Genomic DNA, 12,719 nt, shown 5'->3' on the forward strand with positions numbered 1-12,719 from the left:
AGTAGCCATCTGTCAGACACAGTCTGTGTAAAGTTAAGATAGACATCTATATGAAAAGGGGCAAATGGGAGATAAGAGGGGGATTTCATGGTGAGTACAATAGCTAAAAAGCGGGGGTTTGGCGCTGTCTTATGGGATTACTTGACGACGGTTGACCACAAAAAAATTGCCGTACTATATTTAGTGGCAGGGGGATTTTTCTTTTTAATTGGCGGCCTGGAAGCGATGATTATCCGTATTCAGCTAGCCATCCCTGAAAATGATTTTGTAAGTGCAGGGTTTTACAATGAAGTCATGACGATGCATGGAACAACGATGATTTTCCTTGCAGCAATGCCGCTTTTATTTGCATTAATGAATGCGGTTGTACCCATTCAAATTGGTGCACGTGACGTAGCGTTTCCGTTTGTGAATTCACTTGGTTTTTGGCTGTTCTTTTTCGGAGGAATTTTCTTAAACCTTGGATGGTTTATGGGTGGATCACCTGATGCAGGCTGGACTGCATACGCCTCGCTCACGCTGAATTCAGAAGGGCACGGCATGGATTTCTATATTTTAGGTTTGCAGATAGCGGGTATTGGTACGCTGATTGCCGGGATCAACTTTCTTGCAACGATTATTAATATGAGAACGCCTGGTATGACGTATATGAGAATGCCGCTCTTTACATGGACGACATTTGTCGCCTCAGCACTGATTTTATTCGCATTCCCGCCACTTACAGCAGGGCTTGCGATGCTGATGCTTGATAGAATGTTTGATACGAGCTTTTTCAATCCAGAGCTCGGCGGAAATACAATCATCTGGGAGCATTTGTTCTGGATTTTCGGACACCCAGAAGTATATATCTTAATCCTGCCAGCATTCGGAATATTCTCTGAAATCATTCCAGTGTTTGCAAGAAAAAGGTTGTTTGGCTATTCGTCCATGGTGTTCGCTACTGTATTGATTGGTTTCCTTGGATTCATGGTATGGGCGCATCACATGTTCACAACAGGACTTGGTCCGATTGCCAATGCGATCTTTGCTGTAGCCACAATGGCGATTGCGGTGCCTACAGGAATTAAAGTATTCAACTGGCTGCTCACCATATGGGGCGGTAATGTGAAGTTTACAACGCCGATGCTGTATTCCGTTGCCTTTATACCGTCGTTTTTACTTGGCGGTGTAACCGGGGTCATGCTTGCAGCAGCTGCAGCAGATTATCAGTTCCATGATACGTACTTTGTCGTGGCGCATTTCCACTACGTCATTATTGGCGGGGTCGTATTCGGTATTTTAGCTGGTGTGCATTACTGGTGGCCGAAGATGTTTGGAAAAATACTGAATGAGAAGCTTGGGAAAATTGGCTTTGTGCTGTTTTTCATCGGTTTCCATTTAACCTTCTTTATCCAGCATTTTCTCGGGCTTTGGGGCATGCCGCGCCGAGTCTTTACATTCCTGCCAGGTCAGGGGCTAGACCTTGGGAACTTGATCAGTACGATTGGGGCACTGTTTATGTTTGTAGCTGTTGTCATCATGCTGATTAACATCATCTGGACTACAGCAAAAGGAGAGCGTGTATCGGGCGATCCTTGGGGAGACGGAAGAACGCTTGAATGGGCAGTGTCTTCACCTCCGCCAGAATACAACTTTAAACAGCTTCCGCTTGTCAGAGGACTAGATCCATTATGGATTGAAAAAATGGATGGTAAAACAGGAATGACAGCATCTGAACCGCTCGATGATATTCACATGCCGAATAATTCCATCTTACCTGTCATTATCTCATTCGGTCTATTTGTTTCAGCGTTTGGCTTCATGTATCGTCAAGAGCACAGCTGGGGACTTCCAGTGATTTTCATTGGTCTTGGCATTACATTTGCGACCATGCTGGTTCGCTCTCTTAAAGATGATCATGGGTACCATATTCACAAAGAAGATTTGACCGATGACGATGATAAAGGGGTGAAAGCATAATGGAACCACAAAAAATGACAGCAGAAACCTTTCCGGCTTCTCCTGAGAAAGCCACGTTAGAAGGAAAGAATAAGTTCGTCGGGTTCTGGTTGTTTCTTGGGGGAGAAACCGTTCTGTTTGCATCGCTTTTTGCCACGTATTTGGCGCTGAAAAACTCTAATGCAGGCGGAGCAAAAACAACTGATATGTTTGATCTCACACTTGTCTTTATTGCCACGATGCTTCTGCTGACGAGCAGTTTAACGAGTGTGTATGCAATGTATCATATGAAAAACTTTGCCTTTAAAAAGATGCAGCTTTGGCTTGGCGTGACTGTGCTATTAGGTGCTTCATTTCTAGGAGTTGAGATTTATGAGTTCTATCATTATGTGCATGCGTATGAATTTACAATTACCAGCTCAGCTCTTGGTTCTTCCTTCTATACACTTGTCGGAACTCACGGGGCTCACGTCGCCTTCGGACTTTGCTGGATTACCGCTCTTATGATTCGAAATATGAGACGCGGACTCGATTTATACAATGCGCCGAAATATTATGTGGCAAGTCTGTATTGGCACTTCATTGATGTTGTGTGGGTCTTCATCTTTACCGTTGTATATTTAATGGGAATGGTGGGATAAGAATGGGAAATAAAAACACAAATCAGTCTAAAGTCGATCTTGGATACCGTAAAAAGAAAAATGCCGAAGAAATGAAGCATCAGCTCATTTCTTTCGGCTTGATGATTGGATTAACCTTTGTTGCCTTTTTAACAATCGCTTCTGAAGACGTTGGGAACTGGTTCGCAGTACCATTTATTTTATTGCTTGCAGTTATTCAGGTGGCTTTTCAGCTTTATTATTTTATGCACATGAACCAAAAAGGGCATGAAACACCCGCATTGTTTCTTTACTCAGGTGTGTTTGTCGCGTTTATTACCGTATTAGCCTTTTTGACCATTATTTGGTGGTAAGCCCGCTTTGCCCTTGAAGGAGGCGCAGCAATGGAGAACTTAGAAATATTCGGATTTCGGGCATTATGGAGCCCTTACTATTTGACTAGTATTGTCATAGCAGCTGCTCTTTATTTGCTTCTTGTGACAAAGGGAAAGCACCGTGCGACGGTGAAAGAGAAAACGTTGTTTCTGACGGGGCTTGTCCTGTTATACGCCGTGAAAGGAAGCCCAATTGATTTAATGGGGCATATTATGTTTAGTGCACATATGGCGCAAATGGCGGTGCTCTATTTAGTCATTCCGCCTCTCCTTATTACAGGATTACCTGCGGCCATTTGGGAGCGGATCATACAAACACCAGGCATTCAGCAAATTTTTCGTTTGTTTTCCAAGCCTTTAATTGCATTGCTTGGATTTAACGGATTGTTTTCGATGTATCACATTCCGCTTGTGTTTGATTTTGTGAAAACAGATCCGTTTTATCATGCGTTGATGACGGTGGTCATTTTTATCGCTGCCTTTTTCATGTGGTGGCCGCTCGTTCATAAAGTCCAAAGTCAGCCGCAGATTACAGGCATTTTAAAGCTTGGTTATATCATGGCAGACGGAATATTGATGACTCCTGCGTGTGCTCTCATCATGTTTAGTGAGGCACCGATCTATGCAACCTATTCTGATGCTGGCGCTTGGATACAGGCACTGCACTTATGCGTGCCAAGTGATATGCTGGCAGGCCTTGCGCTCACAGGTCCTGAAATGTTCCATACCTTGCCTCTGCTAGAGGACCAGCAGCTAGGCGCGATTTTGATGAAAATTATTCAGGAGATTGTGTACGGCTCGATCCTTGCTGTTGTGTTCTTTGACTGGGCAAGAAAAGAAAGAGCGAAAGATGCCGTACCAGATGCGCTGATTCCGAAATATGAATGAAAAAAGCACAGCCGTATGGCTGTGCTCAGATTGTTGACAAAGGGCTAAAATGATCTTGATTTTAGCCCTTTGTCTTCTTTTATGCTTCAGCAGTCATTGCTTCTAGTTTATCTTTCAGCTGTTCAAGCGTTTTCTTGCTTGATTGGATGAGAGATTTAGGGAAATCTTCGCCTTCGCCGTATTCAACACCGTGCGGATAATAATGTTTTCCAAGTAAAGGTGTTAGAAGCTGTATGTGTGCTCTTTTGGAACCAACATCTCCTTCGGTGGCGTAGCCGGAAATCCGTAAATAAAAGGTTCCCTCTACCATGTTATACTTTCTGTCGTACGTCACACGCTCATAATCCCATTGATCGGCTCGTACAAATCCTTCACTTTCCATGATGAAATCTAATTTATTTAAGTCAGCTGCTACCTTTTCAATCCCCGTACCTTCAAACTTCACCCAAAACCCCTCCTTATAAAAATTCCCTTTACTGACAATCATAGTATGAAAGCGTTAAACTTTCAACTGTGAAAGGTATGTTCTTTTATAACCTGGTTACAGTAATAAAGAAAATAATAGATGGAGGAATCGATGTGAAAACGAAAAAAATCAAAGATATTATGACAAAAAAAGTAGTGACATGTCAGCAAGACGACAATACGTATGAAGCGGCAGTCAAAATGAGAGACGCGGACATTGGGGCCATTCCGGTGGTTGACGGAGATCAGCTCGTTGGCATAGTGACAGACCGTGACCTTGTACTCAGAGGCATTGCAGAAAAAAAGCCAAACTCACAGGAAGTGGGCTCGCTGATGACGAAGGAAGTACTGACAGCTGAAGAAGATGCAACGCTTGAAGAAATTGTCCGGCTGATGTCAGAGCACCAGCTCCGCCGCATTCCTGTTGTGAAAAATGGCGCATTAACAGGGATTGTCGCTCTTGGAGATTTATCAGTCGAAGATTTATCAAATGATCGCGCGGGAGATGCACTTACAGAAATCTCTCAACAGGATCAAGATCACGGGCAAGGATTTCTTCATTAAGAGGGGCATATTTTAAATTCGTGTTAAATAGGCTGTATTGTCGTTGATAAATGAAGCGAGTTTTGTTTAAATGACAGTAGAAGGTACTTTTTGTACCTTGCCAATTTAACGGAGGTGTTTATTTGAAAACTGTGCTCAAAACACTCCTCATCCTCCTGATTATATCTGGAACGTACGTTCTGTTTATTCAATATGGATCTTCACCAGAAAAAGAAAACAGCAATGAACCGAAGGTGTCTAATGAAGAAACATCTAGCGATAAGCCGATCAACATCCCGAAAAAGGGGCTCATGTCCTTTATGGGAAAATCTTCAAACGAAGTGCTTAAACAGCTGGGAGAACCAGATCGCATTGATCCTTCCGCATATGATTATGACTGGTGGATATACAACCAATCGAAGAAGCACTATATTCAAGTAGGGGTAAAGGATAGTAAAGTGGTGACCCTGTTTGCAACAGGAGACGGGCTCAATGTCGAACCGTTTAAAATCGGTCAAGCCACAAGTGAAGTATTTAAAAAAACACAAATTGCACCTTACATTCATGTAGAGGATGAACAAAATTCATACCGCTTTGAATTCTCAGAAGATGATATGAATACAAGACCCACTGTGAAAGTGGGAGATGATGTGTATGTTCAGCTTTACATGGATAAGTTTGAAAGCACTCTTTCAAGTATCAGGGCGTTTAACGCAGATACATTTGTGAAACAAAAGCCATATGAGGTCGTCTATCGTGGTCAATTGATAGAACCTGAGGCAATATCAGGTGAAAAATGGAAAGAGATCGAAGCTTCCAGTCAAAAACAAATTTTTGATATGACCAATATTATCCGTCATAAGTACAAACTGCCGACCTTAAGGTGGGATGATGAAACCTCTGAAGTGGCATTCATGCATAGTGAGGACATGAAAGAGAATCATTATTTCTCCCATGAATCAAAAAAATACGGTACGCTAAAAGATCGGTTAGAAAGAGGCGAGGTGGCATTTCAGCTCGCAGGTGAAAACATTGCCTATAATTATGTAGATGGACCTGCAGCGGTAGAAGGCTGGCTCAATAGTGAAGGTCATAGGAAGGCGTTATTAAATAAAGATTACACACACCTTGGCGTAGGTGTGAAAGAAAAATACTACACTCAAAACTTCATCAAGAAAACATCTTAAACGAAAGCAGCTGCACAATCGCAGCTGTTTTTTTGATTGAAAAAGAGGCTCACCAAAATAGCTGCTGGTGTATATAGTATAGTAGGCATTTGTATGGGGGGTGAGGATATGACAAACAAACAAAAACAAACATCCATTGATGAATTTAAACAATTCGTCAGACGCCATCCGAAGTTAATTCAAGAAGTGCAAACGCAAGAAAAAAGCTGGCAAAGTGTATACGAAAATTGGATCATGTTTGGTGAAGAAGACGAGATGTGGTCTCCTTACCGGCAAACGCAATCTGAAGGCGGTAAAGAAGAAAAAGCCTCTAAGCCAAGTGAATTGGGAAAAGCAGATTTTATGTCTAAAATGGTTTCTGCCGTGAAAAAAATGGACGCTGATCAAATGAATGAACAAATCAACAAAATGAGCCAGTCTATTTCCTCTTTACAAAGCTTACTCGGACAATTTTCATCAAATGGCTCAAAGAAAGGTTCATCTGGAGGCAGTCAGCACCCATTCTCCTTCAGGAAAGATTAATTGAAAGGGGATGCTTTTGGTGCGGAAAGAAGTACAGGAGTTTGTCATGGCCGAAGAGGATCGAATCAAATTCATCAGACAGCGTCCTCTCTGGTACAGACAGCTGACTCGACATCCTGAAAAGCTATCGTCCTTTGAATTAGATAAAATGAATTTTTACGAAAAAACCATTCCTCATCGTGTGAGTCAGTTGAGCAACAGTGTTCAAATGGCTGAAATGATGATTCAAATGTTCCAAGCAATGCGCAATCAAAATGGAGCCGGGTGAGGCTTTTTTGAGTTGATTAAGATGTCTATTTCCTGAGCATCCTATAAAAGTAGATGAAAGGAGAATCAGAAGATGAAATGGATGCTGTCAATATGCGCATTGCTTTTTCTTGTCACCGGGTGTCAAAGTCAACATGGAGAGAAGCAAGTCATGAAGCAAGATCCAGCTGTACCAGTGATGCAGCAAGCCGAAAGCGAAATGAAGCAGCAAGGCTTTTTAAAATACAAAGTGCAGGGGTCTTCTGTCTATATAGAAAGTACACTACAAGATTTTCATCTTGAACCTTCGCGTCTAAAAAAGAATGAGAAGACGGGATATTTTACAGTGTATGTAGACGGAAAACGTGCAGGCAATGAGTATACTGCTGCATTTGTGGTCAAGCATCTTTCAAAAGGAAAGCATAAAATGACCGTTGTGCTCAATTCCCGTCATCCAGAATATAAGCAGAAAAGAGAAACATGGGATGTATTTGTCACGTAAAAGCATTTTCTGATCCATAGGTTTCGTGGTAAACTATGAATTGGAGGTGCAACATTTATGTATGCGACAATCGAATCTGTGGAGCTCCAAGAGGAAGCGAATCAATTGGCTGCCATGATTCTTCAGTCGGAGGAGGCTGAACATTACCGCAACTGCTTTAAGCGTCTCCAGCAAGACGAAGAAGCCCAACAAATTATTGCCCATTTTACAAAAGTAAAAGAGCAATATGAGGATGTGCAGCGGTTCGGCAAATACCATCCGGACTATAGAACGATCTCAAAGGAAATGCGTGAGGTCAAAAGAAAGTTAGATCTTCACGATACAGTGGTTGATTTCAAAAAAGCAGAAACAGCGATTCAATCCATCTTAGATGAGATTAGTATTGAAATCGGTCAAGCTGTATCAGCATATATCAAAGTTCCAACAGGGAACCCATATTTTGATGGTCTATCATCATGCGGCGGTGGCTGTGGATCAGGTGGCAGCTGTGGCTGTAAAGTATCTTGACGAGACTTGAATGTCTCGTCTTTTACATAATGACTGAAAAGAATTGAAAAAGCGGCAGGTGAAAAGATGGAAACCAAACGTCAAGGGATGGTCGTTTGGCTGCATTCGTTAAAGCAGTCAAAGGCGCTAAGAAAATTTGGAAATGTTCACTATATTTCAAGGAAAATGAAGTATGCAGTGATCTATTGTGATATGAATGATCTCGAGCGTCATATGGCTAAGCTCAGCTCATTGCCATTTGTGAAGCGTGTTGAGCCTTCATATAAACCTTTTATTAAATTAGAGTACGAATCCAAATTGGACAAAGCAAAAGAGTATGATTATAAAGTGGGCTTTTAAAGACACAAAAAAATCCCCGCGGCATCACCCGCGGGGTCCTTCTATTCTTAATGATTCATTAAGGAGAAGGCAAAGGGAGAGGAGAAACCGGAGGAAGAACTTATGGGGAAACGTAAGTCTTCTCCGCGGTTGGCAACAGCACCACATCAGATGCTGTTATAAATAGTATGACCCCGCATTCCTTGATCTATACATAGAAAATGAATGAAAATCCTTGCATTGTCCCCTGCGGAGTGTTGTGGTAAGATAATGTTGAATTTTTTGTCATAAACAATAACCAATAGAAGCAAGCAGAAAAAGTGGTGGGAAAATGAGAGTCATCTCTGGAACGAGAAAAGGCCGCACACTTAAAGCGGTACCAGGTCAATCAACAAGACCGACGACAGATAAAGTAAAAGAATCTATATTTAATATGATCGGCCCGTATTTTGATGGCGGATGGGCCCTTGATTTATTTGCGGGAAGCGGTGGTTTAGGAATTGAAGCGCTTTCCAGAGGATTCGATCATTGCATTTTCGTTGATCGAGATATGAAGGCAATTCAGACGATTAAAGGAAACCTCAACCAATTGTCGCTGCTCGATCAAAGTGAAGTGTTTCGAAACGAGGCAAAGCGTGCACTCTCAGCCGTTGTGAAACGAGAGGAATCCTTTCAAGCGATCTTTCTTGATCCGCCTTATAAAGATCAACAGCTGAAAGCACTTCTTGAAATGATTGACGAGCATGCCTTATTAACAGATGACGGCGTGATCGTGTGTGAGCATGATAAGGACGTCACACTGCCAGAGGAAGCTGGACAGCTTTACATATCAAGACAGGAACTGTACGGGTTGACTGGTATTACGATCTATAGAAAGCGGGGAAATTAAAGCATGGGAAACATAGCCGTTTGTCCGGGTAGCTTTGATCCAGTCACATTGGGCCATTTGGATATCATCAAAAGAGGTGCAAAGATCTTTGATGAAGTGTATGTATGTGTACTAAATAACTCATCCAAACAACCGTTATTTACCGTTGAAGAACGGTGTGAGCTCATTCGCCAGGCGACGAAGGATCTGCCAAATATCAAAGTTGAATCCTTTCACGGTCTGCTTATTGATTATGCGAAACAAAAAGAAGCCAAAGTCATTTTACGCGGATTAAGAGCTGTGACGGACTTTGAATATGAAATGCAAGGCACATCAATGAATAAAGTGTTAAACGATGAAATTGAAACGTTTTTCATGATGACCAACAATCAATATTCCTTCTTAAGTTCCAGCATTGTCAAAGAAGTAGCGAAATATCATGGATTAGTCAAAGATCTTGTCCCAAAAGAGGTAGAAGCAGCGCTGAAAGAAAAATTTAAAGGATGAGTGCACCGCACCGTGCACTCATCCTTTTTTTAATTTCTGATAGTATAGCGCGATATACAAGATCAAGCTGCATAGCGTGATCAATGGGCCAGCTGTCACAAGCTGATTCCAAAGCACACTGCTGTACACGACGACCTGCTGGCTTGCTTCAAAGGCACCTGCTGGGAGAGCCATGTCAGATCGAGAGACATAAAGAGGCTTGAACAATAAAAAGGCAAAAACAGCTGCATAAATTCCGTGAAGCAAACGAGCGAAGAAAAACGGTTTAAAGCGTATATCTGTTGCCGCCAGAATGCCAGCGACCTGAGCTTGAACAGAAAACCCGCTGAATCCTAATATAAAGCTGACGACAATCGTTTTAGCAAGAAGGGTGACTTCCTGTGACCCTGTCAGCTGACTTCCTAATGTGATTTCAAATAAACCGGCAATCATCGCAAGATCTAATTCTGGCGGAAGATGCATCGTTTGCAGCATATATCCGATCCCTATGGATAAGAGGTCCGTCACATGAACAACTGACAGCATTTTACTAAATACAGAAAATAAGATAATAAAGCCGCCAATCATAAAGAGAGTTTGGACTGATGACATCACCGCATCACTTAAAATTTGGCCGAGCGGTCTTTTCTCTGCGAGTCTTGCTGTATGAAGAGCGCTGAATGCCTCTTGAAACGGTGGGAATAAAAATCGCTTACGGCTTCTCAGATGTGCATCATGCCGCGCTTTATATCCCCGCATCGTCACACCAACAGCGAGATTCCCTAAATAATGTGCGCATGCCAAAACAATCCCTAAAGCTGGATGATGAAAAAAACCAACAGCCACCGCACCGAAAATAAACAATGGATTCGATGAATTTGTAAAAGAAACGAGGCGCTCTGCTTCGATTTGTGTCAGTTGTCCTTCCTGCCTGAGTCTTGTGGTTAATTTCGCACCAGAAGGGAAGCCTGATGCCATTCCCATTGCTAGGACAAATCCCCCTACACCAGGCACTCGAAAGATGGGGCGCATAAATGGCTCTAATAATACCCCGACAAATCTGACAATCCCGAAACTAATTAATAGCTCGGACAAAATAAAAAAAGGAAGCAATGATGGAAATACTACCTCCCACCACATTGCAAGTCCATTTTTAGACGCTTGCAAAGAGGCTTGTGGATGTGTAATCACAGTGGCTGTTAAAAAGATAAAAAAAGCAGCGATGAACAGAGTGTTCCATTTTTTCATGGAGATTTCGCCCCTTGCTGTTATGATCTATTGGCGAGCTCGTGATCAAAAAAGAAAGACACTAGCCGAGCCTGTCTTCTATTACTATACGAGCAGAAGGGGCATGTTTAGACCAATAGATTCGTATATATGCATAGAAAAGAGGAGGGTGGATTTTCATGAGGCGACCAGTCATTGGACTTGCGTTAGGCTCCGGGGGTGCGAGGGGAATGGCGCATATCGGAGTTTTATCTAGTCTTGAGAAACAAGGAATTCAGGTAGATATGATCGCTGGCAGCAGTATTGGCGCACTTGTTGGGAGCTTTTATGCGGCAGGACAAGACGTAGAAAAAATGAAAAAACTTGCACTTGTCTTCAGAAGAAAGTATTATGCTGACTATACACTGCCAAAAATCGGTCTTTTAAAAGGGAATCGAATGTTGCAGCTGATTCACACGTTTACATATGGGAAGAAATTTGAAGAATTAAGAATGCCCCTTGCGGTGGTTGCCTGTGACCTCGAGACAGGGGAGAAGGTCGTGTTTAAAAAAGGGTCTGTTTCACAAGCAGTCAGAGCAAGCATCAGCATTCCGGGCGTGTTTGTTCCTCATGAAATGGGAGGCAGACAGCTAGTCGATGGAGCGGTTGTTGACCGCATTCCTGTGTCTGTTTTAAAAGAAATGGGCGCGGACCTCATTATCGCCTCTGATGTATCAAGGGTGAAAAAAACAGAAAAGGCGACGAGATTATCGGATGTGATTATGCAGAGTTTGGACATCCTTCAAAATGAATTGGTCCGTCATCAAACCATTCACGCTGATGTCATGATCCGGCCGAGGCTTGAAGCATTTAGCTCGAGTGCATTTACACAGGTACAGGAGATGATTGAAGCAGGTGAGCTCGCCGCAGATCAACTAACAGGTAAACTGAAAGATGTCATTGATAAATGGGAGTGTTAATCGAATGAAAAAATTGAATATTCGCTGGCTCAGCTTTTTTGTCGTTATCCTTGTATTATTTGGCTTAACCTTTGTCAAACTGCCATATTACGTGACAAAGCCGGGTGATGCAACCGAGATTGCTCCCCACATTCAAGTAGACGGCGGATATGACGAGAAGGGCAGCTTCTCACTTATGACGATAAAAGTAGGTCCAGCCAATCCGTATACGTATTTGCTTGCGAAAATGAATAAATATGACGAGATCGTCCCGGAAGAAAATATTAAAGCGGACGGGGAGTCGGATGAAGATTATATGAAAAGGCAGCTTCAGCTGATGAAAAGCTCTCAAGAAAATGCCATGATTGCAGCGTATACAAAAGCAGGCAAAAAAGTAGATTATACGTTTAACGGGGTATATGCTAGCTACGTGATGAAAGGAATGCCTGCTTACGGCAAAATTGAAGTGGGCGACCGAATCAAAAGCGTTGATGGCAAGACCTATGATTCTGCTGATAAAATGGTTTCGTATATCAGCAGCAAAAAAGCAGGTACATCTGTCCGTTTTGTCCTTGAACGAAATGGCAAAGACATCACGGAGAAAGTGACGTTAAAACCATTTAAAGAAGAGCCGAATCGAGTTGGAATCGGTGTATCATTATTTACAGATCGAAATGTGAAAGTCTCGCCTTCCATTAAGGTGGATATTGAAAATATCGGCGGCCCATCAGCAGGTCTCATGATGTCACTTGAAATTTATAACCAGCTCACAAAAGAAGACGAAACACATGGCTATGCGATTGCGGGAACGGGGACGATTGACGCCGATGGAACGGTCGGTCCAATTGGCGGAATCGATCAAAAGGTCGTGGCGGCAGATAAAGCCGGAAAAGATATATTCTTTGCACCAAACGATAAAGGTGATTCAAATTCAGACTACCGACATGCTGTCAAAACAGCGAAAGATATTAAAAGTGATATGAAAATTGTGCCTGTAGATACGATGCAAGATGCCCTGAACTATTTAAACAAATTAAAAGAGAAAGCATCTTAATCAAAGAAGAGCAGCCTTCATCAAGGCTGCTCTTTT

General features: G+C 42.4%; 17 protein-coding genes. 15 read left to right on the forward strand and 2 right to left on the reverse strand.

The window, feature by feature from the left end; translation table 11 throughout:
* Positions 1 to 87: 87 nt before the first annotated feature.
* From ctaD to ctaG, 4 genes are read left to right on the forward strand one after another with little or no spacing between them, the layout of a single operon-like run.
* Positions 88 to 1,959 (forward strand): cytochrome c oxidase subunit I, encoded by a 1,872-nt coding sequence (gene ctaD / locus C6Y07_RS00555; protein WP_106036764.1) that lies wholly within the window; start codon positions 88 to 90, stop codon positions 1,957 to 1,959.
* On the forward strand, positions 1,959 to 2,579 hold the full coding sequence (ctaE, locus tag C6Y07_RS00560) for a cytochrome c oxidase subunit III (RefSeq protein WP_034662610.1): 621 nt from the start codon (positions 1,959 to 1,961) through the stop codon (positions 2,577 to 2,579). The genes ctaD and ctaE overlap by 1 nt, the downstream gene beginning before the upstream one ends.
* Positions 2,580 to 2,581: 2 nt before the next feature.
* Positions 2,582 to 2,911: a cytochrome c oxidase subunit IVB gene (gene ctaF, locus C6Y07_RS00565; protein ID WP_060832306.1), complete on the forward strand. Its 330-nt coding sequence runs from the start codon at positions 2,582 to 2,584 to the stop codon at positions 2,909 to 2,911.
* 30 nt (positions 2,912 to 2,941) lie between these two features.
* Positions 2,942 to 3,820: a cytochrome c oxidase assembly factor CtaG gene (ctaG, locus tag C6Y07_RS00570; RefSeq protein WP_060596178.1), complete on the forward strand. Its 879-nt coding sequence runs from the start codon at positions 2,942 to 2,944 to the stop codon at positions 3,818 to 3,820.
* Positions 3,821 to 3,899: 79 nt separating this feature from the next.
* Here ctaG and C6Y07_RS00575 read toward each other — a convergent pair whose 3' ends face one another.
* Positions 3,900 to 4,265 carry a YugN family protein gene (locus C6Y07_RS00575; RefSeq protein WP_060596179.1) on the reverse strand — a complete coding sequence of 122 codons (366 nt, stop codon included), beginning with the start codon at positions 4,263 to 4,265 and terminating at the stop codon, positions 3,900 to 3,902.
* Positions 4,266 to 4,426: 161 nt separating this feature from the next.
* Here C6Y07_RS00575 and C6Y07_RS00580 point away from each other — a divergent pair, with 161 nt between their 5' ends.
* The 9 genes from C6Y07_RS00580 (at position 4,427) to coaD (ending at position 9,485) form a co-directional block, all read left to right on the forward strand.
* A complete protein-coding gene (locus tag C6Y07_RS00580) occupies positions 4,427 to 4,849 on the forward strand; it encodes a CBS domain-containing protein (protein WP_034663862.1) in 423 nt (140 codons plus the stop codon).
* A gap of 122 nt (positions 4,850 to 4,971) precedes the next feature.
* Entirely contained in the window at positions 4,972 to 6,015 is a 1,044-nt protein-coding gene (locus C6Y07_RS00585; RefSeq protein WP_060596180.1) for a CAP domain-containing protein, read from the forward strand.
* Between the two features lie 108 nt (positions 6,016 to 6,123).
* Positions 6,124 to 6,537, forward strand: coding sequence for a YlbD family protein (locus C6Y07_RS00590; protein ID WP_034662600.1), 414 nt, complete (start codon positions 6,124 to 6,126; stop codon positions 6,535 to 6,537).
* Between the two features lie 19 nt (positions 6,538 to 6,556).
* The gene (locus tag C6Y07_RS00595) at positions 6,557 to 6,805 is read left to right on the forward strand and encodes a YlbE-like family protein (RefSeq protein ID WP_034318044.1); all 249 of its coding nucleotides are present in this window, start codon (positions 6,557 to 6,559) and stop codon (positions 6,803 to 6,805) included.
* A 72-nt stretch (positions 6,806 to 6,877) separates the two neighbouring features.
* The gene (locus tag C6Y07_RS00600; protein WP_060596181.1) at positions 6,878 to 7,285 is read left to right on the forward strand and encodes a hypothetical protein; all 408 of its coding nucleotides are present in this window, start codon (positions 6,878 to 6,880) and stop codon (positions 7,283 to 7,285) included.
* 57 nt (positions 7,286 to 7,342) lie between these two features.
* The gene (ricF, locus tag C6Y07_RS00605; RefSeq protein WP_007499807.1) at positions 7,343 to 7,792 is read left to right on the forward strand and encodes a regulatory iron-sulfur-containing complex subunit RicF; all 450 of its coding nucleotides are present in this window, start codon (positions 7,343 to 7,345) and stop codon (positions 7,790 to 7,792) included.
* A gap of 66 nt (positions 7,793 to 7,858) precedes the next feature.
* On the forward strand, positions 7,859 to 8,131 hold the full coding sequence (locus C6Y07_RS00610) for a YlbG family protein (protein WP_003212137.1): 273 nt from the start codon (positions 7,859 to 7,861) through the stop codon (positions 8,129 to 8,131).
* A gap of 280 nt (positions 8,132 to 8,411) precedes the next feature.
* The gene (rsmD, locus tag C6Y07_RS00615) at positions 8,412 to 8,999 is read left to right on the forward strand and encodes a 16S rRNA (guanine(966)-N(2))-methyltransferase RsmD (protein WP_258182064.1); all 588 of its coding nucleotides are present in this window, start codon (positions 8,412 to 8,414) and stop codon (positions 8,997 to 8,999) included.
* A 3-nt stretch (positions 9,000 to 9,002) separates the two neighbouring features.
* Positions 9,003 to 9,485 carry a pantetheine-phosphate adenylyltransferase gene (gene coaD, locus C6Y07_RS00620; protein WP_060596183.1) on the forward strand — a complete coding sequence of 161 codons (483 nt, stop codon included), beginning with the start codon at positions 9,003 to 9,005 and terminating at the stop codon, positions 9,483 to 9,485.
* 18 nt (positions 9,486 to 9,503) lie between these two features.
* Here the strand turns inward: coaD and ylbJ are convergent, their stop codons facing one another.
* Positions 9,504 to 10,712, reverse strand: a complete 1,209-nt coding sequence (ylbJ, locus tag C6Y07_RS00625) for a sporulation integral membrane protein YlbJ (RefSeq protein ID WP_060596184.1) — start codon at positions 10,710 to 10,712, stop codon at positions 9,504 to 9,506.
* Positions 10,713 to 10,870: 158 nt separating this feature from the next.
* Between ylbJ and C6Y07_RS00630 the strand changes: the two genes are divergently transcribed.
* On the forward strand, positions 10,871 to 11,650 hold the full coding sequence (locus tag C6Y07_RS00630; protein ID WP_106156131.1) for a patatin-like phospholipase family protein: 780 nt from the start codon (positions 10,871 to 10,873) through the stop codon (positions 11,648 to 11,650).
* 4 nt (positions 11,651 to 11,654) lie between these two features.
* Entirely contained in the window at positions 11,655 to 12,683 is a 1,029-nt protein-coding gene (locus C6Y07_RS00635) for a SepM family pheromone-processing serine protease (RefSeq protein WP_066030950.1), read from the forward strand.
* Positions 12,684 to 12,719: the final 36 nt, after the last annotated feature.

The organism is Bacillus sp. LNXM12-1, assembly GCF_003004375.1.
Taxonomy (GTDB): domain Bacteria; phylum Bacillota; class Bacilli; order Bacillales; family Bacillaceae; genus Bacillus.